Below are 22,351 nucleotides of genomic sequence, written 5' to 3' on the forward strand. Positions count from 1 at the left end.
GGAAAGCCCGCACCATGAACCGACGTGACCTGTCCGCCGCCCTGCTGGGCGCCGCCGCCCTCGCGACCACCGGCTGGGCCCGGGCCCAGCGCCTGCCGCGTGAAGGCCAGGACTACCGGGCGCTCGCGCGGCGCGTGCCCACCGAGGCCGGCCCGAAGCAGGTCGAGGTCATCGAGTTCTTCTGGTACAGCTGCCCGCACTGCAATGCCTTCGAGCCGCAGCTGGAAGCCTGGTCGCGCCAGCAACCGGCGGACGTGGTGCTGCGCCGCGTGCCCGTGGCGTTCCGGCCTGACTTCGCGCCCCAGCAGCGGCTGTTCTACACGCTGCAGGCCCTGGGCAAGCTCGACGAGTTGCATGCCAAGGTGTTCCACGCCATCCACATGGAGCGCCAGCCCATGAACCGGCCCGACGGCATGCTGGCGTGGGCGGTCAAGAACGGGCTGGACGAGCGGCGCTTCCAGGAGGTGTTCGTTTCCGAGCAAGTCACCGCCAAGGCGCGGCAGGCCGTGCAACTGCAGGATGCGTATGGCGTCGAAGGGGTGCCGGCGCTGGGCATCGCCGGCCGCTACTACACCGACGCCAGCATGGCGGGCAGCCTCGGCCGCTCATTGCAGCTGGCCGATTTCCTGATCGCCGAAGCGCGAAAGAGCCCGAACTGAAACGGCCGCTGACCTCCCAATCCCCGGCCGCACGGATGCCAAGGGTCGGTGGCTACAATGCCACGCAAGATTCGTGCCGTATGAGAACCCACATCCTGACCCTGGTGCTGCTGGTCGGGGCCTTCGCGGTCCCTCCGGTGCTGGCCGAGAAGGCCGATCGCGACAAGCCGCTGAACGTGGAGGCCGACGCGTTGCGGTATGACGACCTGCGCCAGACCAGCGTCTTCACCGGCAAGGTGGTGGCCACCAAGGGCACCATCGTCGTGCGCGGCGCGCGCATCGAGGTCCGGCAGGACCCCCAGGGCTTCCAGCACGCCGTGGTGACGGCCGAGCCTGGGCAGCGCGCCTTCTGGCGCCAGAAGCGCGAGGGCGTGGACGAGTACATCGAAGGCGAGGGCGAGACCATCGAATACGACGGCCGCGCCGACCGCGTGCGCTTCATCGGGCGGGCCGAGATGCGCCGGCTGGTCGGGCCCACCGTGGCCGACGAGACCAGCGGCAACCTGATCACCTACGACAACACCACCGAGGTCTACACGGTCGATGGCAGCACCACCGCGGGCCGCGCCACGCCGGCCAATCCGGGTGGACGCGTGCGTGCCGTGCTCTCGCCGCGAACCACCGAGTCGTCGGCTGGTGCCGCCGCGCCGCGCCCTGCGCCGGCTGCGCCGCTGCGCCCGAGCACGACCACCGGCGGGGAGCGCCGGTGACCGAGGCTGCCTCGTCTCGCCCGCTGGAAGAGCCGGGCCAAAGCCTGCTGCAGGCACGGCACCTGCAGAAAAGCTATGGCAGCCGCCGCGTGGTCAAGGACGTGACGCTGGACGTCGCCAAGGGCGAGGTGGTGGGCCTGCTCGGCCCCAACGGCGCCGGCAAGACCACTTCGTTCTACATGATCGTCGGGCTGGTGCGCGCCGATGCCGGCGAAATCTCCATCGACGGGCGGCCGGTGCAGGACATGCCCATCCACCGCCGTTCGCGCCTGGGCCTGTCCTACCTGCCGCAGGAGGCCTCGATTTTTCGGCGCCTCAACGTCGAAGACAACGTGCGTGCCGTGCTGGAACTGCAGCGGGATGGCCAGGGCCGTCCGTTGGCTCGATCGGAGATCGAGCGCCGGCTGACGGAGCTGCTGCAAGAGCTGCGGGTCGAGCACCTGCGCGCCTCGCCGGCGGTCGCCCTGTCCGGTGGCGAGCGACGGCGGGTGGAGATCGCGCGGGCGCTGGCCACCCAGCCACGCTTCATCCTGCTGGATGAGCCCTTCGCCGGCATCGATCCCATCGCGGTCATCGAGATCCAGCGAATCATCGCCTTTCTCAAGTCGCGCGGCATCGGCGTGCTGATCACCGATCACAACGTGCGCGAGACGCTGGGCATCTGCGATCACGCCTACATCATCAGCGACGGGCAGGTGCTGGCCGAAGGCACGCCCAACGAGATCGTCAACAACGCCGACGTGCGGCGCGTCTACCTCGGCGAACACTTCCGGATGTAGCCCATGAAACAGGGCCTCTCCCTCCGGGTCTCGCAGCACCTGGCACTCACGCCTCAGCTGCAGCAGTCGATCCGGCTGCTGCAGCTGTCCACGCTCGAGTTGTCGCAGGAGGTCGAGCAGATGCTCGACGACAACCCCTTCCTGGAGCTGGCGCAGGACGCGGCACCGCGGGAGGAGTTCGGGGTGGCGGTGGCCGATGCGCCGGCCGAGGACGCCGGCCCGGCCGAGCTGCCTGATGCGGGGTCCGGCGGGGACGACGAGGGCGGTGCTACTGAGGTCGAGCCCAGCGACTGGGGCGGCGATGGCAGCACCGACGTGGCCGCCGACGATGCCGAATGGGGTGGCGATGCGCCCGCGCGTCGCACCGACGACGGCGACGAGGTCGATGCCACCGAGCTGGCGCGCAGCGGCGAATCGCTGCAGGCGCACCTGCATCGCCAGGCCCTGGCCTTGCGGCTGAACGAGGCCGACACCGCGGCGTTGCGCTTCCTCATCGAGTCGCTCGACGACGACGGCTACCTCGAGGACTCGCTCGAATCCCTCGCCGCCTCGCTCGCGCCGGACGACCCTCCCCAGCAGGAGGAGCTGGTGCACCACTTCACCGTGGCCCTGGGCCTGCTGCACCACCTGGAGCCGGCCGGGGTCGGTGCGCGCAACCTCGCCGAGTGCCTCAGCCTGCAGCTGCGCGCGCAGGGCGGCGAGGCCGACGATGCCGAATTGCGTGACCTGGCGCTCGAGGTCTGCCGGCACCCGATGGAACTGCTCGCGCGGCGTGACTTCCGGCGCCTGGCCCAGCTCACCGGCGCCCCCGAGGCCCGGCTGCGCCTGGTGCTGGCCTTGATCGCCAGGCTCGACCCCAAGCCCGGGCGCCGCTTCGTCGATGTCGAGCGCAACGTCGTGGTGCCCGACGTCATCGTCACGCGCAGTCTTCGCGGGGGCCAGCTGCGCCTGCGGGTGCAGCTCAACCCGGACGTGATGCCGCGGCTGCGGGTGCACGACATCTATGCCGGCGCGCTCAAGGCCCATCGGGGCGGCGGCCACCAGGGCCTGCAGCAACGGCTGCAGGAAGCCCGCTGGTTCATCAAGAACATCCAGCAGCGTTTCGACACCATCCTGCGGGTGTCCAACGCGATCGTCGAGCGCCAGAAGGCCTTCTTCCAGCATGGGGCACTGGCCATGCGGCCGCTGGTGCTGCGCGAGATCGCCGACGAGCTGGGCCTGCACGAGTCGACCATCTCGCGCGTGACCACCGCCAAGTACATGTCCACGCCCTACGGCACCTTCGAGCTCAAGTACTTCTTCGGCTCCTCGCTGGGCACCGAGACTGGCGGCAACGCGTCCAGCACCGCGGTGCGCGCGCTGATCCAGCAGTTCGTCGGCAGCGAGGACAACCGCAGGCCGCTGTCGGACAGCCAGATCTCCGAGATGCTCAAGGAGCAGGGCATCGAATGCGCCCGCCGCACCGTCGCCAAGTACCGCGAGGCGCTGCGGATCGCGCCGGCCAACCTGCGCAAGGCGCTCTAGGACCGATCGATGCCCGCCCCCATGACCTTGTTCCTGCCCTGCGCCGCCGGCGTCGAGGGCTTTCTCGCCGACGAGGTGCACCGCCTCACCGGCCTGGCTGGCGATGACCTGCTGGTCGGCCGCGCGGGCGTGCTGCTGCGCGCAGGCTGGGACCAGGCCCTGCGGCTGAACCTGCACAGCCGGCTCGCGCAGCGCGTGCTGGTGCAGGTGGCGCACGGTCCTTATCGCAACGAGGCTGACCTGTATGAGCTGGCGCACGGCGTGGCCTGGGAAACCTGGTTCCAAGCGCGCCAGCGCTTCAAGGTCGAACTCACCGCGCAGCACAGCCCGCTGAAAAGCCTGAACTTCGCCACCCTGAAGGTCAAGGACGCGGTGGTCGACCGCTTCCGCGAGCGCGCCGGCACCCGGCCCGACGTGGACACGCAGCGGCCCGACGTGCGCCTGCACGCCCACCTCGGGCCGGCCGAGGCCACGCTGTACGTGGACACCAGCGGCGAGCCGCTGTTCAAACGCGGCTGGCGCGAGGACAAGGGCGAGGCGCCGCTGAAGGAGACGCTGGCGGCCGCCATGCTCGCGGCCAGCGGCTGGGACGCCGAGGTTCCGCTGTACGACCCCTTCTGCGGCAGCGGCACCATCGCCATCGAGGCGGCCCAGCTGGCTTGCCGCATCGCGCCGGGCTCGCGCCGCCGCTTCGGCTTCGAACGCCTGCTGCCCTTCGAGGCTTCGGCCTGGACGCAGCTCAAGGCCGAGGCCGAGCAGATGCAGCGGCCTTCGCCCGTCCCCATCCACGGCAGCGACGTGGCCTTCCGCATGGTCGACTTCGCCAACCGCAACGCCGAGCGCGCCGGCGTCGCCGGGATGGTGCAGTTCCGGGGCGGCGACGCGTTGCAGCGGCTGCCGCCGGTGCAGGAGCCGGGGGTGATGCTGGTCAATCCGCCCTACGGCGAGCGCATTGAATCCGCGGGCTTCGCCGGCCGCAGCCAGGCCGGCCGCGAACGCGCGCAGACCGACGAAGCGGGCGACTTCTTCGCTGCCCTGGCGGCGCACTGGAAGAAGAACTACGCCGGCTGGACGGCCTACGTGCTCACGCCCGACCTGAAGCTGCCCACGCGCATGCGGCTGAAGGAGTCGCGCCGCGTGCCGATGTGGAACGGCCCGATCGAGTGCCGCCTGTTCCGCTTCGACATGGTGGCCGGCTCGGCCCGCGTGCGGGGCGGCCATGCCTGAGGCCCTCGTCCTCGACACCCACATCGCGCTCGACCTGCTCGTCTTCATGGACAGCCGGTGCGAGCCGCTGCGGCACGCGCTGCACGAGGAGCGGGTCCACTGGCTGGCCACCGACCCCATGCGCGACGAACTGGCGCGGGTGCTGGCCTACCCGGCCATCGCGCCGCGCCTGCGGCAGGGCGCGCAAGCCGTGTTGCACGCGTTCGACCGGCAGGTGCGCCGGGTCGAACCGGGCGCCGCGGCACCCGTGCGCTGCCGCGACCCCGACGACCAGATGTTCATCGACCTGGCTTTCGCCCGGCGTGCCGCGCTGGTCAGCCGCGACCGGGCCGTGCTGGCGCTGCGCAAGCGGCTGGCGGCCTGGTCGATTCCCGTCCATCCGAACTGGCCCCCGTCCCGCCCATGAAAGACCTGCAAGCTCCCCTCACGCCCGAAGATTTCGATGCGCTGGACGAAGCGCTCGACGCCATGCGCGAGCACGACGAATCCATTCCCAACTGGGAGTTCTGCGACGGCTTCCTGGCGGCCCTGGTGTGCACGCGGCGCGAGATCGAGTCCGAGGAGTACTGGCCCGTGCTGATGGGCGAATCCTTCCGGCCGATGGAGCACATGGAGTTCGTCCTGGGCTTCAAGCGCCGGCTGGCGGAAGTGCGGGTGCTGTTCCAGGAGGCCATGGACCAGAAGCCGGACGAAGTGCCGCGCTACTTTCCTGAAATGCTGGACCTGCGGGGCGCCCACCTGGCGCTGCCGCAGGACGAGCGTGAAGGCGTGGACCTCGACCAGCTGCCCCCCTTCGGCGCGGCCTGGGCGCACGGCTTCCTGTGGGCCGTCGAGGCGTTCGAGGAAGACTGGGCGCCGCCGCGCGACAAGGAGCTGGCGGTCGTCCTCGACGACGCGTTGGACGCGATCGCGGCCCTGACCACGCCCGACACCGGTACGCCTTCGCTGTCCATGTTCGAGGAGAACGGGCCGCCCACGATCAGCGAGGAGCGCCTGCACGCATACGGCCATTCGGTGTGGTCGGTGCTCGACCTGTACCGCCTCTGGCAAAGCCTGGGCCCGAATACGCAGCCCCTGCGCAAGGCGCCGGAGCCGGGCCGCAACGATCCGTGCCCCTGCGGAAGCGGCAAGAAATACAAGAAGTGCCACGGCGCCTAGGCCGAATCGCCCGATGACGAGTCGATCGCAGGCGGAAACGGCGCCGCATCGACCAGCACCACCAGCCGCTGCAGCGCGTGGCGCACCGTCGCCGCGCGGATGGCGGCGCGGTCGCCTGGAAAGTGCCGCGCTTCGCTGCTGAGGCGGCCATCGACGACGAAGCCGAACCACACGGTGCCCACCGGCTTGTCCGCGCTGCCACCGCCCGGACCCGCGATGCCGGTGACGGCCACCGCCACCTGCGCCCGTGAATGCCGGATGGCTCCGTGCGCCAGGGCCCGCGCGACCACCTCGCTCACGGCGCCGTGCGCGGCGATCCAGCCGGGATCGACCCCGAGCACCTCGGTCTTGGCCTCGTTCGAGTAGGTGACGAAGCCGCGGTCGAACCAGCCGCTGGAGCCGGCGCGGTCGGTGCAGGCCGCGGCGATCAGGCCGCCTGTGCAGCTCTCGGCCGTGGCCAACATCCAGCCGCGCGCCTGCAGCCGCTCGGCCAGCTCGGCGCACAGAATCGGCACGGCGGTCGCGTCGGGCGAATCGGTCATCACCATCTCCAGGCTGCCATCACCAGCAGCACGCAGAACGCCGCCACCAGGTCGTCGAACATCACGCCCAGTCCACCGCGCCAGCCCCAGCCGTGGAACAGCTGGTCCGCCCAGCCGACGGGCCCTGGCTTGGCGGCGTCGAAGTAGCGGAACAGGGCGAACGCGGCCAGCTGGGCCAGCCAGCCGGCCGGCGTCACCAGCCACAGCACGATCCAGAACGCGACGATCTCGTCCCAGACGATCGGCCGCGGATCGCAGGCGCCGAGCCGGCGCGCGGTGACCGCGCAGGCCCACCAACCCAGGGCGACCCCGCCGGCAATCACCCAGCCCAGCATGGCCGGCGCGAGCACGGCCTGCAGGAGCAGGAAACTGGCCCAGCCCCAGAGCGTGCCGACCGTGCCCGGGGCGACCGGCGACAGGCCTGCTCCGAAGCCCATGGCGAGCGCGTGCGCCGGGTGGGCGAACACGAAACGCCAGCCCGGCCGCTGCGCCGGCGCGGCACCCGGTGCCATCGCCTCGATTTCGGCGAGCGGGATGACTGCTTGCAACGGCGTCATGCGCAGCGCCCGTGGCGACGCCGGAACTCGCGCGGCGCGAGCGGGCGTGGCTGGGCCCACAGCCCCCGCCCTTCGCTGCGCGCCAGGGCCTGTTCGGCCGCATAGCGGCCGCGGGGGCCGCGTGCGGCGGCCCAGGCATGGCCCTGGGCCACCAGCCAGGCACCCAGGTCGGGCGTGTGCGGCGCGGCCACGTCGGCCAGCAAGCGTTCGTAGCTGTCACGCCCGTGCATGCGCAGCAGCACCGGCTGGTGCAGCAGGCGCTCCTGCAAGGCGCTGCGCGCGGCGCGTCCGTGGCGCTGGCAGATCTCCGGCGCATCGATCCCGCGCAGGCGCACGGCCTGCGGCGCGCCCCCATCGGCCGGGCGCACGCGAATCGAGTCGCCGTCGGTGACGTGCGTCACCACACCGCGCAGCAGCCGTGGTTCGGCCCAAGCCGGCGGCGCCAGCAGCGGCAACAGGGCCAGCAGCAGCCGACAGGTGGCTCGGCGCGCGGGCAAGGAGCAAGAGCGCTCAGGCAAAGTGATCGAATCCGGCATCGCGCACCGAGGTGATGTGACCTTGAGCGTCGCGCAGCCGCAGCCCGGGCTCGGCCTCGATGCGGCCGATGCAATGCACCGGGGTGCGCGACCGGGCCGCGGCGCGGATCACGGCCTGGTGCCGCTCCGCCGGCGCGGTGAACGCGAGCTCATAGTCGTCGCCGCCGTGCAGCACGCACGCGAGTGCGGGGTCGGTCGCCAACGCGTCCGAGATGGCCATGAGCGGCGGCAGGGCCGGCTGCGACAGGCAGGCGCCCACGCCCGATTGGCGCAGGATGTGTCCCAGGTCGCCGGCGAGGCCGTCGCTGACATCGATGGCCGCCGTGGCCGTGCCCCGCAGCGCCTGCCCCAGCGCCACCCGAGGCGTGGGCTGTTCGAGGCGCGCGCGCGCCTTCTCGAATGCCGGGGTGGGCAGCGACAGCCGGCCCCGGAACACTTCCAGCGCCGCCCGGGCATCGCCCAGGTGGCCGCTGACCCAGACCTCGTCGCCGGGACGAGCGCTGCTGCGCAGCAGGGCCTGCCCGGCGGGCACGTCGCCGAACACGGTGATGCAGACCGTCAGGGGCCCGCGCGTGGTGTCGCCGCCGACCAGTTCGCAGCCGTGCTCGTCCGCCAGCGCCAGCAGTCCGTTCGCGAACGGCGCGAGCCACGCCGCGTCCGCCTGCGGCAGCGACAGGGCCAGGGTGAAGGCGACGGGCCGGGCGCCGCAGGCGCCCAGGTCACTGAGGTTGACGGCCAGGCACTTGTGCCCCAGGCGAGCGGGATCGACCGTGGACAGGAAGTGCCGGCCTTCGACCAGCAGGTCGGACGACACGGCCAGCTGCATGCCCGGTGCCGGCGCGAGCAGCGCGCAGTCGTCGCCGATGCCCAGCGGCTGCCGGCGCACCGGACGCCTGAAGAAACGGTCGATCAGCTCGAATTCACCCATGAGCGCCCGAGCATAGCCACGAAACAGCTGCTTTCAGCCTGGTGTGCCGGGCGCCCCACGGCCGGACCACAACACGGCAGACTCAGGCGCTGTGAACGACGCAGGACCATGCCGGCAACCGAGCTGAAGATCAGGACCCTCGCCCACCAGTTGAGCGAGATCCTCGACGTGTACGCGAGCAGCTTCGACCATTGGCGCGAGGACCCCTCGGACCTCGGCCGTTACGAGCGCACCCACGCCAACTTGGATCTGGTGCGCGTCCTCACGGACAAGGCGTTCCCCGGCGGCCGCGGTGAGCTGGGCGAGCTGCTGCTGTGCCATTCCGAATTGAAGCTGCTGGTCCTGCGCCGCCACCTGGCACGCCGCGCCCCGCCAGCGCCGGACGACCCCGAAACCGACCTGCGCATGCTGCAGGCCCGGCACGACTTGCTGGTGGCCAACCTGCGTGGCCTGTGCGCGCAGCGCAGCCAGCCGCACGGCACCCCGGGGCTGCGCATTCCCGGCAGTCAGCACCGCGGCGCCGAACATTAGTCCCCGCTACCCGTCCCGAAACCGCAGGGCCGCGCGGCGCACGACTTCGGCCAGCAGCCGTTCGCGGTTTTGCAGCTCGCGCAGCCAACGCGCGTCGTTGCGACCACCGGCGGCGTCTTCAGCCAGCATGGCCAGGCCCGCTGCGGCGCCCAGCTTCTCAGCGTGCGGGCGGATGCGATCGGCGGTCTGCACGATGTGTTCGCGCAAGGACACGTGCTCGCCGGTGGCCGGCTCCACGTACACCGCATCGAGCCCGAAGCGGCATGCCTGGAACCGGTTGTAGGTGTAGACCATGTAGTCGTCCTCCTGGGGCATGAACGGCTGCTCGTTCATGAACCACGAGGCCAGTGCCTGCACGAAGCCGGACAGCGCGCACGCGCGCTCGATGGTCAGTGGCGTGTCGAAGACCCGGATCTCGATGGTCCCGTATTCGGGCTTGGGCCGGATGTCCCAGTAGAAGTCCTTCATGCTCTTGATCACGCCAGTGCGCGTGGTCTTGGCGAAGAACTCGCCGAACTGCTCCCACGACAGCGTGAACGGCGCGCGTCCGGACATCGGGAAGGCGAACACCGAGTTCAGGCGCGCGGAGTCGAACTGCGTGTCCTGCCCCTGCACGAAGGGCGAGGAGGCCGACAGCGCGATGAAGTGCGGGATGTAGCGCGACATCCGGTGCAGCATCAGCAGCGCCGCGTCGGCATCCGGGCAGCCGATGTGCACGTGCTGGCCGAAGATGGTGAACTGCTTGCTGAGGTAGCCGTACAGCTCGGACAGCTGGCGAAAGCGGGGCCGGTCGTAGATGCGCTGCTCGTGCCACTGCTGGTAGGGGTGGGTGCCGCCGCCGACCACGTCGATGTTGAGCTTGTCGGCGCACTTGACCAGCGCGTCGCGAATCTGCCGCAGCTCCTGCAGCACCTGGGCGGTGTCGCGGCAGACGCCGGTGGAGATCTCGATCATGCTGGAGGTCATCTCCGGCACCACGCTGCCCGGCAGCTCGTAGCGCTTCATCAGGCGCAGCATCTCGTCCGAATACGGGGCGAGGTCGTAGTCGTGCGTGTTGACCAGCTGCAGCTCGAGTTCGACCCCGAGCGTCAACGGCGCCGACTGCTGGAAGGGTTCGAGGACGGGAGGCTTGGAGTTCTCAGCCACGTTGTGTTCCTGCGGGTGTGCTGGGCGGCCCCTCTGCCGCGCTTTGCAGCGACAGGGCGCGTGAACTTTCGCCCGTGGCGTAGAGCGCGAGCGTGGCCACGATGGCGCCGAGCGCCTCCATCACCAGGATCGCGGGCAGCGCCACCGCGGCGATCTGCGGCCCCAGCGTGAGCGATGAGGTGGCGTACTGGGCGACCAGCAGCAGCGCCACGGCGGACAGGGGTTGCATCGCGCAGGCGGTCCAGAAGGCTTGTTGCCAGCCCAGGCCGCTGCCCCAGTTCGCAGTGCCGACGCCCAGCACCTTGCCGGCGAACCGGGCGGCCAGCAGGGCCAGCACCACGCCGGCCACGGCGGAATTCCATGACGCCCGCGCCGCCACCACCGACACCAGCACGAAGGTCAGCATGATCAGCAGCGACCCCGCCGTGCCCAGTTGCCTGGGCCAGGTGAAGGGCCGCGGGTTGAATTGCTTGAGCACCAAGCCGCCGATCAACGCCGCCAGGGCCGCCGATCCGCCGAAGTGGCCCGCCAGCGCGGCGGTGGCGCCGATCAGCGTGAGCAGCAGCATGGAGGTGTTCTCGCTGGTCGGGCTCATGATCCGCAGCGCCAGTCGCAGCACCAGCGCCAGGACCACGCCCACCAGCAGCGACAGGCCGAGCACGCTGCCGATCGGCAGCAGGGTGTCCATCAGCGTCTCTCGCGGCAGGTGCATGACCCGCGTGCGGGCGCTGACCAGTGCGAGCGCATACAGGGAACCCAAGGTGGTGAGCGCCAGGGCGCGTTCGGTCACGGGGCCGGTGGCGCGGGTGTCCAGGCGGACCCGGCTCAGGACGGCGGGCGAGCTGACCACGCCGATGATCGCCAGCGCCTCGGCCACATTGCCGGTCATGCCCAGCCAGCGCATGGTGTAGTAGACGAGGGCGTAGGTGAACACCGCCTCGAGCAAGCTTTGCAGCAGCACCATGGGGTTGTGCCGGAACCAGCGCAGCGCCAGGCGCCCGCCGGCCTCGAACAGCACCAGCGACACGCCCAGCTCCAGCACGAACAGGCTGATGCCGTTCAGCGGCCAGACGTCACCGCCGAAACCCGCCAGGCCAGCGATGGCGCCGACCACGGAGTAGCCCACCACCTTGGGCAGGCCCATGTGCCGTTGCACCAGGTGGCCGGCGGCCGCCGCCAGCGCCAGCAGCAGCGACCATTGCACGGCGGGGAGTCCGGCCGAGGTCCGCAGCCAGGCAGACCAGATGGCCATGTGATCGATCATGTCAACGCCTTCGCGGCGACTGCGCCGCGGTCAAGTTCGGGCTGGCGAGGGTGGTCGCCGGCCAGGTCTGGGGAATTCAGTGCAGCACGCGCCGCGACCCGTCTTCGAGCGCGAACAGCGGGATCGGCACCTCGAACCGCTCACCGTCTTCGGCGACGCAGAAGTAGCTGCCGTGCATGCTGCCGGTGGCGGTCCGCAGCCGGCAGCCGCTGGTGTACTGGAAGGCTTCTCCGGGTTTGAGCAGCGGCTGCTGGCCGACCACGCCGAGGCCCTTGACCTCTTCGAGCTGCCCATTGGCGTCGGTGATGACCCAGTGGCGCGAGATCAGTTGGGCCGGCACGTCGCCGGTGTTGGTGATGGTGATGGTGTAGGCGAAGCTGTGGATGCCTTGGCCGGGTGCCGATTGCTCGGGCAGGTATTGGGGCGCGACTTCCACGCGGAACTGGTACTTGGCCATCCGGGAATAGTAGCAACCCCCCGAGGCGGCCTGTCGGCCGCCCCCCCAAGGGCGCGCGACCAGCGGCCCGGCAAAGCCGGTTCCGCGGTAGCCGCTGGTTCGGCCTGGCGCTGCGCGCCGGCCCATGAGTTCGGCTTTGCCACAATTGGCGGATGACCTCCACCGTCCACCGCATTGCTCCCTCCATCCTCTCGGCCGATTTCGCCCGCCTGGGCGAGGAGGTGCGGCAGGTCATTGCCGCCGGGGCCGACTGGATTCACTTCGACGTGATGGACAACCATTACGTGCCCAACCTGACTTTCGGACCCATGGTGTGCTCGGCGCTGAAGCCGCATGCGGTGCGGGATGACGGCACGGCGGTGCCGATCGACGTGCACCTGATGGTGGAGCCGGTGGATGCGCTGGCTCAAATGTTCGCGGATGCGGGGGCGCAGTACATCAGCTTCCATCCGGAGGCGACGGGGCATGTCCATCGGAGCATCCAGGCGATCCGCGCCCGCGGATGCAAGCCGGGGCTGGTGTTCAACCCCGGCACGCCGCTGGACGTGCTGGACTGGACCATCGACGAGCTGGACCTCATCCTCATCATGAGCGTGAACCCCGGGTTCGGCGGCCAGAGCTTCATCGAGTCGTCGCTGCGCAAAATCGAGCAGGCGCGCCGCCGTATCGAGGCCAGCGGACGCGATATTCGGCTGGAGGTCGATGGCGGCATCAAGGCGGACAACATCGCGCGTGTCGCGGCTGCCGGCGCCGACACCTTCGTGGCCGGCAGCGCGATCTTCGGCAAGCCGGACTATCGCGCCGTGATCGGCGACATGCGCACCGCGCTGGCCGGCTGAGCGCGCGGGCGCCTCAGCGCTCGGTGCCGGGCTTCTGGCGCTGGTAGGTTTCGTCCAGCTCCTTGCCCTTGCTGGTGTCGGCCACGCCACGCTCGGCGTCCGTTTGCGCAATGCGGCCGATCGAGCCCATCGACGGGTTGTCGGCGACCTGGCTGTCCGCCGACTGGTCGCGCTCGTATTGCCGGCGCGGCACCGGCTGTTGCGTCTCGCCCTGGGCCGGCTGGGTGTTGCCCTGCGAGGTGGGCCGGTCAGGACGGGCCGGGTTCGTGCTGCTGCGCGGATCGTCTTTCATGCCGGCATCTTGCCCAAGCGGCCGGCGGTTCATCGTAGGACGAAGGGCCGCCGCAGGCCATGGCTGGAGCTGGGCCGTGGCGTCGGCGCGGTCCTACCCGCGCATGCCACCTGCGCCGACAAACGCGCCCGTCGGGGGGCTACGGGTTTTCGCCCATGAGCTTGCCTAAGCTCGGGTTCGATTGCCCAAGGAGATCCCCCATGGAAGTACTGGCTGCATGGCCCGAGTGGCTGGTGTGGTGTGCGGCGAGTGCCGGCGGCGTGATCGCCGTGGCGCTGGTGGTCAGCGTCATCGACGCGGCCCTCGAACTCGAAGGGTGAGCACCGCGACACCGCTGTTTCAGGAACACGAATGCCCCAGTCAAAGCAGGACGCCCAACGCAAGCCGAAGGCGTCCGACGGCATGCTGGCCAAGCACCGGCAGATCGAGCCGTATCTGCAGGCCGCCGAGAGCCAGCTCACGACCCAGCAGGGCGTGGTGGTGCCCGACAACCACAATTCCCTGCGGGCCGGTGTCCGTGGGCCCACGCTGCTCGAGGACTTCGTCCTGCGGGAGAAGCTCACCCACTTCGACCACGAGCGCATTTCCGAACGCGTGATGTTCGCGCGCGGCGCCGCGGCCCATGGCTATTTCGAGCTGTACCGCTCGCTGTCCACCTACACCCGGGCCGACTTCCTGCAGGAGGCCGGGAGCCGCACGCCGGTGTTCGTGCGCTTCTCCGGCTTGACCGGCGAACGGGGGTCGGCCGACACGGTGCGCGACGTGCGCGGCTTCGCCGTGAAGTTCTACACCCGCGAGGGCAACTACGACCTGGTGGGCAGCAGCATGCCGGTGTTCTTCATCCAGGACGCGATGAAGCTGCCGGACCTGATGCACGCGCTGCGGCCCGAGCCGCACCACGGCATGCCGCAGGCGTCCTGCGGGCACGACACGTTCTGGGATTTCAGCTCGCTGCTGCCCGAAACCACGCACATGCTGCTGTGGCTGATGTCGGACCGCGCGCTGCCCCGCAGCCTGCGGATGATGGACGGCTTCGGTGTGCACACCTTCCGGCTGGTGAACGCACACGGCGCGGCTCACTTCGTGAAGTTCCACTGGCGCGCCAAGCTGGGTCGGCATGCCCTGCTGTGGGACGAGGCGCAGAAGATCGCCGGCAAGGACCCCGATTTCCTGCGGCGCGACCTGTGGGAGGCCATTGCCGACGGGCGCTTCCCCGAATGGGAGCTGGGCCTGCAGCTGATCGACGAGGACAAGGCCGACCAGCTGGGCATCGACCTGCTCGACCCCACCAAGCTGATACCCGAGGAACTGGTCCCGGTGCTGCCGGTGGGCCGGCTGGTGCTGAACGGCAACCCCGACAACTTTTTCGCAGAGACGGAGCAGGTGGCCTTCCATCCCGGCAACCTGGTGCCGGGGATCGACTTCAGTGCCGATCCGCTCTTGCAGGGGCGGCTGTTCTCGTACACCAGCAGCCAGATCTCGCGCCTGGGCGGACCCAATTACAACGAGCTGCCGATCAATCGGACGGTGTGCCCGGTCCACAACTTCCTGCGCGACGGCAAGCACCGCCTGTCGATCCCGCGGGGTCCGGTGGGCTATGAGCCGAACACGCTGGCCAACGGCTCGGAGTTCCGGGTCGATGGTGGACAGCAGGGCTTCCAGAGCATCGCGGACGGCATCGAGCCGCCGAAATCGAGGCGGCGCAGCCCCAGCTTCGACGACCACTTCAGCCAGGCCACGTTGTTCTGGAACAGCCAGAGCGCGTACGAGAAGGAGCACCTGATCGCCGCATTCCAGGTCGAGCTGTCGAAGGTGCAGCTGGCATCGATCCGGCAACGGGTGGTCGACAACCTGGCGCACGTCGACGCGCGGCTGGCGCGCAAGGTGGCCGAACCCTTGGGCATCGCTGCGCCGGACCCGCGCGCGGCGGCGGGTCGGGCCGGTTTCCGCGACGCGCGAGCGACGACCGTCACGCTGGAGCATTCGGCTGCGCTGAGCATGGACGTGAACGGAGTCGGCGCAGCCCTGGCGACGCGGCGCGTGGCCATCCTGGTCGCGCACGGCGTCGAAGTCGGCGCGATGAAGGTGCTGCAGCAGGTGCTGCACGACCACGGCCTGGTCACGCGGGTCGTGGCCGCCCACCTCGGGGTGGTGTCGACGTCATCGGGGCAGCAACTGAACGTGGACCACACCTTCGCCACCATGCCGTCGGTGATGTTCGACGCCGTAATGGTGCCGGCCGGCGCCGCCAGCGCGCAGGTGCTGTGCCGCAACGGCGAGGCGCTGCACTTCGTGCTCGAGGCGTTCCGCCACGGCAAGGCTTTGTGCCTGATCGGCGAGGGTGCGCAGCTGCTGCGCATCGGCGCGCCCGAGGACGCTCCGCATCCCGGGGTGGTGCTGGGGCGCAACGATCCGGCCATGCGGCTGCAGATGGCCCAGGAGTTCGTGCAGGCCATCGCCCGTCACCGGCACTGGCAGCGGGTCGTGGAGTCGGTCCCCGCCTGAGGTCGCAGGCCCTGGTCACGCAGGCGCTTTCCTACGGTCGCTTGCACGGGCCGCCGACCCGTTTCAGCTCGCTCCTGTCTCCCAATGCACTCGAAGGCCGGCGACCTGCCGGCCCGCAACGAATCAGTCGGAGAGCGGTATGGCAACGAACAGCGAAGGCAAGCAAGGCGGAAGCCGGCGCGGCTTTGCCTCGATGGACCCCGAGCGTCAGCGCGCCATCGCGAGCAAGGGCGGCAAGGCGGCGCACGAGAGCGGCAATGCGCACCAGTTCACCTCCGAGGAGGCACGGCGCGCCGGCAGCAAGGGCGGCAAGGCCGCGCACGAGAAGGGCACGGCGCATGAGTTCACCTCCGAAGAGGCGCGGATCGCCGGGCGCAAGGGTGGGGAAGCCAGCGGCGCACGCGGGGCGCGAGGCACCAGATCGCAGGACCAGGCGGAGGGTGGCGGCTCGGTCCCCCAGGGAGGCGGCGGCGACGAGTCGCGCTGAACCCGGCGGCCGCCGGCCCGGGGCCGGCCTCGGGCACACTCGCTGCGCATGAGCCTTCCGGATCTGTCGCGGCTGGACGCCGCCATCGTGGACCTCGACGGCACGCTGGTCGACACGCTGGGTGATCTGGCAGCGTCGGTCAACGCCATGCTGGAGGAACTGCACCGGCCCACGCTGCCGGTGGGGCAGGTCGAGCGGATGGTGGGCAAGGGCTCGGAGTTCCTGGTTCGCTCGGCCCTGGAAGCCGCCGGTGCCGGCACGGACCTGCTGCCAGCGGCGCACGCCGTCTGGGCGCGGCAGTACGAGGCGGTGAACGGCCGGCACGCACGCGTGTATCCGGGCGTGCGAGAGGCCCTGGCCGGTCTGCGCGACCGGGGGCTTCGGCTGGCCTGCCTGACCAACAAGCCGCAGGCGTTTGCCGAGGTGCTGCTGGACGCGAAGTCGCTGCGCGGCTCCTTCGAATGGGTGTTCGGCGGCGATGCATTCGCGCAACGCAAACCCCACCCGCTCCCCGTGGAGCTGACCTGCCAGGCGCTGGGCGCGCAGCCCCGGCGCACGCTGATGATCGGCGACTCGGTCAACGATGCGATGGCCGCCCGGGCCGCCGGCTGCCCGGTCGTGCTGATGCGCTATGGCTACAACCACGGGCAGCCTATCGAGTCCGCAGGGGCCGACGCCTACCTCGACTCGATGGCCGAACTGCTGGCGCCGGCAGCAGGGTCTGCCTGATCCGTGGGCACAGGTGCTTTGCTACACTGGCCGGCCATGTTCATCCACCGCACCACCATCACAGGTTGCTCCGACCGGGGAGCCTGGCCCTGGCGTAAGCCAGTGAACGTGCGAACCTGATTGCACGGGGCACACCCCGTGCCCCAGCGCCCCGGTCCCCGGGGCACCGATCGAATTCCCCGGCGGCTGCACCCCCTCAGTCCGCCCGAGCTTGTGGAGGCTCACCCGTGATCACCGAACTCGAATTCAAGAGTCTGGCCCTGCAGGGCTACAACCGTATTCCCCTGATCGCCGAGGCCTTCGCGGACCTCGAAACCCCCCTGTCGCTGTACCTGAAGCTGGCGCATGCCCGCGGCGACGGCCGGCTCAGCTTCCTGCTCGAGTCGGTGGTCGGCGGCGAGCGCTTCGGGCGCTACAGCTTCATCGGCCTGCCGGCGCGAACCTTCCTGCGGTCCAGCGGCTTCGGCGCCGATGCCCGCACCGAAGTGGTCCGCGACGGCCAGGTCATCGAAACCGCCAGCGGCAACCCGCTCGACTTCATCGAGGCCTACCAGAAGCGCTTCAAGGTTGCCCTTCGCCCCGGCCTGCCGCGGTTCTGCGGCGGCCTCGCGGGCTACTTCGGCTACGACACCGTGCGCTACATCGAGAAGAAACTCGAGCACGGCTGCCCACCCGATACCTTGGGCTGCCCCGACATCCTGCTGCTGCAGTGCGAAGAGCTGGCGGTGATCGACAACCTGTCGGGCAAGCTGTACCTCATCGTCTACGCCGACCCGGCCCAGCCCGAGGCCTATGCCAATGGCAAGAAGCGCCTGCGTGAATTGAAGGATCTGCTGCGCTATTCAGTGAGCGCGCCGGCCCTGAAGCAGACCCAAGGCTTTCCCGCCGAGCGCGAATTCGCCAAGGCCGATTACCTGGAGGCGGTGGCGCGTGCCAAGGATCTGATCGCGGCCGGCGACTTCATGCAGGTGCAGGTGGGCCAGCGAATCAAGAAGCGCTACACCGAGTCGCCGCTGTCGCTGTACCGCGCGCTGCGTTCGCTCAATCCCAGCCCGTACATGTACTACTACAACTTCAGTGGCGCGGCCGGTGACGACTTCCACGTGGTGGGCGCCTCGCCCGAGATCCTGGTGCGGCAGGAGCAAACGCCCGAGGGCCAGAAGATCACGATCCGGCCGTTGGCGGGCACCCGCGCGCGGGGCGCCACGCCGGAGCTGGACAAGGCGACCGAGCAGGACCTGCTGTCCGATCCGAAGGAGCGGGCCGAGCACGTGATGCTGATCGACTTGGCGCGCAACGACATCGGCCGCATCGCCCGCACCGGCAGCGTCAAGGTGACCGAGGCTTTCGTGGTCGAACGCTACAGCCATGTGATGCACATCGTGAGCAACGTGGAAGGCGTGCTGAACGAAGGCATGAGCAACATGGACGTGCTGCGCGCCACCTTCCCCGCCGGCACGCTCACGGGTGCGCCCAAGGTGCATGCGATGGAGCTGATCGACCAGCTCGAACCCACCAAGCGCGGCATCTACGGCGGGGCGTGCGGCTACCTGAGCTACGCCGGCGACATGGACGTCGCCATCGCCATCCGCACCGGCATCGTGAAGGACCAGACGCTCTACGTGCAGGCGGCAGCCGGCGTGGTGGCCGACTCGGTCCCCGAGCTCGAGTGGAAGGAAACCGAAGCCAAGGCCCGTGCGCTGCTGCGCGCGTCGGAGCTGGTCGAGGAAGGACTGGAGTAAGCCATGAAGCTGCTGATGATCGACAACTACGACAGCTTCACCTACAACCTGGTGCAGTACTTCGGCGAGCTGGGCGCGCAGGTGGAGGTGTTCCGCAACGACGAAATCACGATCGAAGGCATTGCGCAGCGCCAGCCCGATCGCCTGGTGATCTCGCCCGGCCCGTGTTCACCCGCCGAGGCCGGCATCTCGGTGCAGGCCATCCGCCATTTCGCCGGCAAGCTGCCGATGCTGGGCGTGTGCCTGGGGCACCAGAGCATCGGCGCGGCCTTCGGCGGCCGCATCGTGCGCGCGCAGGAGCTGATGCACGGCAAGACCAGCGAGATCACGACCACCGGCGAAGGCGTCTTTCGCGACCTTCCCGGGCGGTTCACGGTCAATCGCTACCACTCGCTGTCCATCGAGAAGGCGACATGCCCGGCCGAGCTGGCAACCACCGCCTGGACGGATGACGGCGAGATCATGGGGGTGCGGCACCGCGAACTGCCGATCCAGGGCGTGCAGTTCCACCCGGAGTCCATCCTCACCGAGCACGGCCACGCGATGCTGCGCAATTTCCTCGAGCAGGCCCGCTAGCCGCTGCTGCGCCGTCCCGTCCTCATTCATCCGGAGCACCCGCCATGTCCATCACTCCACAGGAAGCGCTGCAGCGCACCATTGAGCACCGCGAGATCTTCCACGACGAGATGCTCAAGATCATGCGGCTCATCATGGGCGGCGAGCTGTCGCCGGTGATGACCGCGGCCCTCGTCACCGGCCTGCGCGTGAAGAAGGAAACCATCGGCGAGATCACGGCCGCTGCCGAGGTCATGCGCGAGTTCGCGACGAAGGTCCACGTGGCCGATCGCACGCACCTCGTCGACATCGTGGGCACGGGCGGCGATGGCTCGCACACCTTCAACATCTCCACCTGCGCGATGTTCGTGGCGGCCGCTGGCGGCGCCCGGGTCAGCAAGCACGGTGGCCGCAGCGTGAGCAGCAAGTCGGGCAGCGCCGATGTGCTGGAAGCCATGGGGCTGAACATCCACCTGTCGCCCGAAGAGATCGCCCGCTGCATCGCCGAGGTGGGCATTGGATTCATGTTCGCGCCCAACCATCACCCGGCCATGAAGAACGTGGCCCCGGTGCGCAAGGAGCTGGGCGTGCGCACGATCTTCAACATCCTGGGGCCGCTGACCAACCCGGCCGGCGCGCCGCACATCCTCATGGGTGTGTTTCATCCGGACCTGGTGGGCATCCAGGTGCGCGCGCTGCAGCGGCTGGGCGCGGTGCATGCCCTGGTCGTCTACGGACGTGACGGGATGGACGAGGTCAGTCTGGGCGCGGCCACGCTGGTCGGCGAGTTGAAGAACGGCCAGGTCACCGAGTACGAGATCCATCCGGAGGATTTCGGGCTGCCCATGGCCAGCAATCGGGCCCTGAAGGTGGAGACGCCCGAGCAGTCGCTCCAGCTCATGCGTGGGGTGCTGGACAACCAGCCGGGGCCGGCGCGCGACATCGTGGTGTTGAACGCGGGGGTTGCGCTGTACGCCGCCGATGTGGCGCCGACGATCGAAGCGGGCATCGGCCTGGCACGCCGGGCACTCGAGTCGGGTGCGGCCAAGGCCAAGCTCGACGACCTGGTGCGGTTCGCCGCCCGCAAGGAGGGCTGAGCATGTCCGACATCCTGCAGAAGATCGTCGCGGTCAAGCGCGAGGAGGTGAGCGCGGCGCGCAAGCGTGTCCCGCTGGACGTTATGCGGGCCGATGCCGAGAGCCGTGTCCTCACGCGTGACTTCGTGGGTGCGATGCGCCGCAAGATTGCGGCCGGCCACAGCGCGGTGATCGCCGAGATCAAGAAGGCGAGCCCGAGCAAGGGCGTGTTGCGACCGGACTTCATGCCGGCGGACATCGCGCAGAGCTATGCCGAGCACGGCGCGGCCTGCTTGTCTGTCCTGACCGACCGCCAGTTTTTCCAGGGTCAGCCCGACTACCTCAAGCAGGCCCGCGCGTCGTGCGACCTGCCGGTGCTGCGCAAGGACTTCATCGTCGATCCCTACCAGGTGTACGAATCGAGGGCGATGGGCGCCGACTGCATCCTGCTGATCGCCGCCTGCCTCGACGATGCCCAGATGGCCGAGCTGGAGCGCATTGCGCTAGGACTCGACATGGCGGTGTTGGTGGAGGTGCACGATGCCGACGAACTGGACCGCGCCCTGAAGCTGCGCACACCGCTCGTCGGCATCAACAACCGCAACCTGCGCAGCTTCGACGTGTCGCTGGAGACCACCTTGTCGCTGCTGCCGCGGGTGCCCTCCGACCGCCTGCTCGTGACCGAATCGGGCATCTTGTCCCAAGAGGATGTCGGTCGCATGCGAGCCGGCGGCGTACACGCGTTCCTGGTCGGCGAGGCCTTCATGCGAGCGAGCGACCCGGGCCAGGCCCTGGCCGCGTTGTTCGGCTGAACCGATGTCGATGCAGAGTCGGCTGGGCTTCGAGGAAGCCGCGGATCGGCTCACCGAGTGGGCCCCCCAGAGTTGGTCGGTGTCCCCGGATTGGCAGGCGACACTGGACGAGTTCCTGCGCAGCGATGACGGGCAGCGGCTGGGCAGCTTCGTGTCCGAGCGGCTGCTGGCAGGCGCCACGATCTACCCGCCTCGGCCGCTCCGGGCCCTGGAGTTCACCCCCTTGTCGCGGGTGCGGGTGGTGATCGTGGGACAGGATCCCTATCACGGGCCCGGCCAGGCCGAAGGCCTGGCCTTCTCAGTGGCGCCCGGGGTGCGCATTCCGCCGTCGCTGCGGAACATCTTTCGTGAGCTAGGCCAGACGCCGGTGAACGGTTCGCTCGTGCATTGGGCCCAGCGCGGCGTGCTGCTGCTCAACACGTGCCTCACGGTCGAAGATGGTCGTCCGGCCAGCCACGCGAATCGCGGCTGGGAGGCGTTTACCGATGCCGTGCTCGCACGTGTGGCCCGGGTAGCCTCGCCCTGTGTCTACCTGCTGTGGGGCGCCCATGCACAGTCCAAGGCCGCCGCCATCCTGCAGGTCTCGACGGCCCACTCGCGGGACGTGCTGGTGCTGCAGGCCAACCATCCGTCGCCCTTGTCCGCGTCCCGCCCGCCCCAGCCTTTCCTGGGCTGCCGCCATTTCGATCAAGCGCGGCGCTGGCTCGCTGCGCGCGGCTGTGACGACCCGTTCGGTTGAAGCCCCAGGGCCCACGCTCCAACCAAGGCACAATCCAAGGTTCGCGCGCACGTGTTTTGTTTTTTTCCAGACCGCATGAGCGATCAGCCTGAACAAGCACGCTATACTTCGAGGTTCGCCGGAGGGGTGCCCGAGTGGCTAAAGGGGGCAGACTGTAAATCTGTTGGCTTACGCCTACGCTGGTTCGAATCCAGCCTCCTCCACCACCTTCCTGAAGGGCTTCGCAGTGGGGTTCCGATGGGGTGGCGGCGATGTGAAAAGTTTGCGATTGATGGTAGTCAGGTAGGCCTGCCGAGGGCTTGATGAGCTCCGCCCGATGCGGGAGTAGTTCAATGGTAGAACCTTAGCCTTCCAAGCTAATGACGCGGGTTCGATTCCCGTCTCCCGCTCCACCGGTCGGTCTGCACGAGTTGATTTGCATCGCGAGCGAAAAGAATTTCGCCCTTGTGGCTCAGTGGTAGAGCACTCCCTTGGTAAGGGAGAGGTCGCGGGTCCGATTCCCGCCAAGGGCACCAATTGATATCGACCGTCTAGTTACTTTTTTCGAAGGGCGAAAA

At 69.3% G+C, this 22,351-nt stretch carries 25 protein-coding genes and 3 tRNA genes; 20 read left to right on the forward strand and 8 right to left on the reverse strand.

Features of this window, described 5'->3' with window-relative positions; genetic code table 11:
- Positions 1-14 precede the first annotated feature (14 nt).
- The 7 genes from JI739_RS13710 to JI739_RS13740 all read left to right on the forward strand — a co-directional run bounded on the left by JI739_RS13710 (position 15) and on the right by JI739_RS13740 (position 6,057).
- Positions 15-659: a thiol:disulfide interchange protein DsbA/DsbL gene (locus JI739_RS13710; protein ID WP_201684471.1), complete on the forward strand. Its 645-nt coding sequence runs from the start codon at positions 15-17 to the stop codon at positions 657-659.
- Between the two features lie 80 nt (positions 660-739).
- Complete coding sequence (gene lptA, locus JI739_RS13715) at positions 740-1,369, forward strand: lipopolysaccharide transport periplasmic protein LptA (protein WP_201684472.1); 630 nt, start codon at positions 740-742, stop codon at positions 1,367-1,369.
- Positions 1,366-2,148, forward strand: coding sequence for an LPS export ABC transporter ATP-binding protein (gene lptB, locus JI739_RS13720; protein ID WP_201684473.1), 783 nt, complete (start codon positions 1,366-1,368; stop codon positions 2,146-2,148). The genes lptA and lptB overlap by 4 nt, the downstream gene beginning before the upstream one ends.
- A 3-nt stretch (positions 2,149-2,151) precedes the next feature.
- Positions 2,152-3,672 carry an RNA polymerase factor sigma-54 gene (gene rpoN / locus JI739_RS13725; RefSeq protein ID WP_201684474.1) on the forward strand — a complete coding sequence of 507 codons (1,521 nt, stop codon included), beginning with the start codon at positions 2,152-2,154 and terminating at the stop codon, positions 3,670-3,672.
- A gap of 9 nt (positions 3,673-3,681) precedes the next feature.
- Positions 3,682-4,899: a THUMP domain-containing class I SAM-dependent RNA methyltransferase gene (locus tag JI739_RS13730; protein WP_236589561.1), complete on the forward strand. Its 1,218-nt coding sequence runs from the start codon at positions 3,682-3,684 to the stop codon at positions 4,897-4,899.
- The gene (locus JI739_RS13735; RefSeq protein WP_201684475.1) at positions 4,892-5,305 is read left to right on the forward strand and encodes a putative toxin-antitoxin system toxin component, PIN family; all 414 of its coding nucleotides are present in this window, start codon (positions 4,892-4,894) and stop codon (positions 5,303-5,305) included. The genes JI739_RS13730 and JI739_RS13735 overlap by 8 nt, the downstream gene beginning before the upstream one ends.
- On the forward strand, positions 5,302-6,057 hold the full coding sequence (locus JI739_RS13740) for a YecA/YgfB family protein (protein ID WP_201684476.1): 756 nt from the start codon (positions 5,302-5,304) through the stop codon (positions 6,055-6,057). The genes JI739_RS13735 and JI739_RS13740 overlap by 4 nt, the downstream gene beginning before the upstream one ends.
- Here JI739_RS13740 and JI739_RS13745 read toward each other — a convergent pair.
- From JI739_RS13745 to thiL, 4 genes are read right to left on the reverse strand one after another with little or no spacing between them, the layout of a single operon-like run.
- Positions 6,054-6,605, reverse strand: coding sequence for a CinA family protein (locus JI739_RS13745; protein WP_201684477.1), 552 nt, complete (start codon positions 6,603-6,605; stop codon positions 6,054-6,056). The two genes, JI739_RS13740 and JI739_RS13745, sit on opposite strands and share 4 nt — an antisense overlap.
- Complete coding sequence (locus tag JI739_RS13750; protein WP_201684519.1) at positions 6,599-7,111, reverse strand: phosphatidylglycerophosphatase A family protein; 513 nt, start codon at positions 7,109-7,111, stop codon at positions 6,599-6,601. The genes JI739_RS13745 and JI739_RS13750 overlap by 7 nt, the downstream gene beginning before the upstream one ends.
- A 41-nt stretch (positions 7,112-7,152) precedes the next feature.
- Positions 7,153-7,653 carry a thermonuclease family protein gene (locus JI739_RS13755; protein ID WP_236589565.1) on the reverse strand — a complete coding sequence of 167 codons (501 nt, stop codon included), beginning with the start codon at positions 7,651-7,653 and terminating at the stop codon, positions 7,153-7,155.
- A 13-nt stretch (positions 7,654-7,666) separates the two neighbouring features.
- Entirely contained in the window at positions 7,667-8,620 is a 954-nt protein-coding gene (gene thiL / locus JI739_RS13760) for a thiamine-phosphate kinase (protein ID WP_201684479.1), read from the reverse strand.
- Between the two features lie 108 nt (positions 8,621-8,728).
- Here thiL and JI739_RS13765 point away from each other — a divergent pair, with 108 nt between their 5' ends.
- On the forward strand, positions 8,729-9,151 hold the full coding sequence (locus JI739_RS13765; RefSeq protein ID WP_201684480.1) for a hypothetical protein: 423 nt from the start codon (positions 8,729-8,731) through the stop codon (positions 9,149-9,151).
- A 6-nt stretch (positions 9,152-9,157) separates the two neighbouring features.
- Here the strand turns inward: JI739_RS13765 and JI739_RS13770 are convergent, their stop codons facing one another.
- The 3 genes from JI739_RS13770 to apaG form a co-directional block, all read right to left on the reverse strand.
- Positions 9,158-10,297, reverse strand: a complete 1,140-nt coding sequence (locus tag JI739_RS13770) for a YbdK family carboxylate-amine ligase (protein WP_201684481.1) — start codon at positions 10,295-10,297, stop codon at positions 9,158-9,160.
- The gene (locus tag JI739_RS13775; RefSeq protein WP_201684482.1) at positions 10,290-11,561 is read right to left on the reverse strand and encodes a cation:proton antiporter; all 1,272 of its coding nucleotides are present in this window, start codon (positions 11,559-11,561) and stop codon (positions 10,290-10,292) included. The genes JI739_RS13770 and JI739_RS13775 overlap by 8 nt, the downstream gene beginning before the upstream one ends.
- Positions 11,562-11,637: 76 nt before the next feature.
- Positions 11,638-12,018, reverse strand: coding sequence for a Co2+/Mg2+ efflux facilitator ApaG/CorD (apaG, locus tag JI739_RS13780; RefSeq protein WP_201684483.1), 381 nt, complete (start codon positions 12,016-12,018; stop codon positions 11,638-11,640).
- Between the two features lie 152 nt (positions 12,019-12,170).
- On the opposite strand from apaG, the gene rpe reads away from it, so the two are divergent.
- The gene (gene rpe / locus JI739_RS13785; RefSeq protein ID WP_201684484.1) at positions 12,171-12,857 is read left to right on the forward strand and encodes a ribulose-phosphate 3-epimerase; all 687 of its coding nucleotides are present in this window, start codon (positions 12,171-12,173) and stop codon (positions 12,855-12,857) included.
- A 13-nt stretch (positions 12,858-12,870) separates the two neighbouring features.
- On the opposite strand, the gene JI739_RS13790 is transcribed toward rpe, so the two are convergent.
- On the reverse strand, positions 12,871-13,149 hold the full coding sequence (locus JI739_RS13790; protein WP_201684485.1) for a hypothetical protein: 279 nt from the start codon (positions 13,147-13,149) through the stop codon (positions 12,871-12,873).
- A 351-nt stretch (positions 13,150-13,500) separates the two neighbouring features.
- On the opposite strand from JI739_RS13790, the gene JI739_RS13795 reads away from it, so the two are divergent.
- From JI739_RS13795 to JI739_RS13845, 11 genes are all read left to right on the forward strand, one after another.
- Complete coding sequence (locus JI739_RS13795) at positions 13,501-15,654, forward strand: catalase (RefSeq protein ID WP_201684486.1); 2,154 nt, start codon at positions 13,501-13,503, stop codon at positions 15,652-15,654.
- A 139-nt stretch (positions 15,655-15,793) separates the two neighbouring features.
- A complete protein-coding gene (locus JI739_RS13800; protein WP_201684487.1) occupies positions 15,794-16,141 on the forward strand; it encodes a KGG domain-containing protein in 348 nt (115 codons plus the stop codon).
- A 48-nt stretch (positions 16,142-16,189) separates the two neighbouring features.
- Positions 16,190-16,870 carry a phosphoglycolate phosphatase gene (gene gph / locus JI739_RS13805; RefSeq protein WP_201684488.1) on the forward strand — a complete coding sequence of 227 codons (681 nt, stop codon included), beginning with the start codon at positions 16,190-16,192 and terminating at the stop codon, positions 16,868-16,870.
- 227 nt (positions 16,871-17,097) lie between these two features.
- On the forward strand, positions 17,098-18,612 hold the full coding sequence (gene trpE / locus JI739_RS13810) for an anthranilate synthase component I (protein WP_201684489.1): 1,515 nt from the start codon (positions 17,098-17,100) through the stop codon (positions 18,610-18,612).
- A 3-nt stretch (positions 18,613-18,615) separates the two neighbouring features.
- Complete coding sequence (locus JI739_RS13815) at positions 18,616-19,188, forward strand: anthranilate synthase component II (protein ID WP_201684490.1); 573 nt, start codon at positions 18,616-18,618, stop codon at positions 19,186-19,188.
- A gap of 44 nt (positions 19,189-19,232) precedes the next feature.
- Positions 19,233-20,264 (forward strand): anthranilate phosphoribosyltransferase, encoded by a 1,032-nt coding sequence (trpD, locus tag JI739_RS13820; protein ID WP_201684491.1) that lies wholly within the window; start codon positions 19,233-19,235, stop codon positions 20,262-20,264.
- Between the two features lie 2 nt (positions 20,265-20,266).
- Positions 20,267-21,055: an indole-3-glycerol phosphate synthase TrpC gene (gene trpC / locus JI739_RS13825; protein ID WP_201684492.1), complete on the forward strand. Its 789-nt coding sequence runs from the start codon at positions 20,267-20,269 to the stop codon at positions 21,053-21,055.
- 4 nt (positions 21,056-21,059) lie between these two features.
- Positions 21,060-21,794 (forward strand): uracil-DNA glycosylase, encoded by a 735-nt coding sequence (locus JI739_RS13830; protein ID WP_201684493.1) that lies wholly within the window; start codon positions 21,060-21,062, stop codon positions 21,792-21,794.
- Between the two features lie 120 nt (positions 21,795-21,914).
- Positions 21,915-22,000 (forward strand) — tRNA-Tyr (locus JI739_RS13835).
- 112 nt (positions 22,001-22,112) lie between these two features.
- Positions 22,113-22,186 (forward strand) — tRNA-Gly (locus JI739_RS13840).
- Between the two features lie 48 nt (positions 22,187-22,234).
- Positions 22,235-22,309, forward strand: a tRNA-Thr gene (locus tag JI739_RS13845).
- Positions 22,310-22,351 lie beyond the last annotated feature (42 nt).

Origin of the sequence: Ramlibacter aurantiacus, assembly GCF_016722895.1 — a bacterium.
GTDB lineage: Bacteria > Pseudomonadota > Gammaproteobacteria > Burkholderiales > Burkholderiaceae_C > Ramlibacter > Ramlibacter aurantiacus.

Bases quoted from the DNA above. Each gene is read 5' to 3' on its own strand.
- rpe (WP_201684484.1), top strand. From the start codon at position 12,171: ATGACCTCCACCGTCCACCGCATTGCTCCCTCCATCCTCTCGGCCGAT.
- JI739_RS13765 (WP_201684480.1), top strand. From the start codon at position 8,729: ATGCCGGCAACCGAGCTGAAGATCAGGACCCTCGCCCACCAGTTGAGC.
- apaG (WP_201684483.1), bottom strand. From the start codon at position 12,018: ATGGCCAAGTACCAGTTCCGCGTGGAAGTCGCGCCCCAATACCTGCCC.
- thiL (WP_201684479.1), bottom strand. From the start codon at position 8,620: ATGGGTGAATTCGAGCTGATCGACCGTTTCTTCAGGCGTCCGGTGCGC.
- gph (WP_201684488.1), top strand. From the start codon at position 16,190: ATGAGCCTTCCGGATCTGTCGCGGCTGGACGCCGCCATCGTGGACCTC.
- JI739_RS13800 (WP_201684487.1), top strand. From the start codon at position 15,794: ATGGCAACGAACAGCGAAGGCAAGCAAGGCGGAAGCCGGCGCGGCTTT.
- JI739_RS13730 (WP_236589561.1), top strand. From the start codon at position 3,682: ATGCCCGCCCCCATGACCTTGTTCCTGCCCTGCGCCGCCGGCGTCGAG.
- JI739_RS13735 (WP_201684475.1), top strand. From the start codon at position 4,892: ATGCCTGAGGCCCTCGTCCTCGACACCCACATCGCGCTCGACCTGCTC.
- JI739_RS13775 (WP_201684482.1), bottom strand. From the start codon at position 11,561: ATGATCGATCACATGGCCATCTGGTCTGCCTGGCTGCGGACCTCGGCC.
- rpoN (WP_201684474.1), top strand. From the start codon at position 2,152: ATGAAACAGGGCCTCTCCCTCCGGGTCTCGCAGCACCTGGCACTCACG.
- trpD (WP_201684491.1), top strand. From the start codon at position 19,233: ATGTCCATCACTCCACAGGAAGCGCTGCAGCGCACCATTGAGCACCGC.
- JI739_RS13830 (WP_201684493.1), top strand. From the start codon at position 21,060: ATGTCGATGCAGAGTCGGCTGGGCTTCGAGGAAGCCGCGGATCGGCTC.
- JI739_RS13815 (WP_201684490.1), top strand. From the start codon at position 18,616: ATGAAGCTGCTGATGATCGACAACTACGACAGCTTCACCTACAACCTG.
- JI739_RS13795 (WP_201684486.1), top strand. From the start codon at position 13,501: ATGCCCCAGTCAAAGCAGGACGCCCAACGCAAGCCGAAGGCGTCCGAC.
- lptA (WP_201684472.1), top strand. From the start codon at position 740: ATGAGAACCCACATCCTGACCCTGGTGCTGCTGGTCGGGGCCTTCGCG.
- JI739_RS13740 (WP_201684476.1), top strand. From the start codon at position 5,302: ATGAAAGACCTGCAAGCTCCCCTCACGCCCGAAGATTTCGATGCGCTG.
- JI739_RS13745 (WP_201684477.1), bottom strand. From the start codon at position 6,605: ATGGTGATGACCGATTCGCCCGACGCGACCGCCGTGCCGATTCTGTGC.
- JI739_RS13790 (WP_201684485.1), bottom strand. From the start codon at position 13,149: ATGAAAGACGATCCGCGCAGCAGCACGAACCCGGCCCGTCCTGACCGG.
- trpC (WP_201684492.1), top strand. From the start codon at position 20,267: ATGTCCGACATCCTGCAGAAGATCGTCGCGGTCAAGCGCGAGGAGGTG.
- JI739_RS13750 (WP_201684519.1), bottom strand. From the start codon at position 7,111: ATGGCACCGGGTGCCGCGCCGGCGCAGCGGCCGGGCTGGCGTTTCGTG.
- JI739_RS13710 (WP_201684471.1), top strand. From the start codon at position 15: ATGAACCGACGTGACCTGTCCGCCGCCCTGCTGGGCGCCGCCGCCCTC.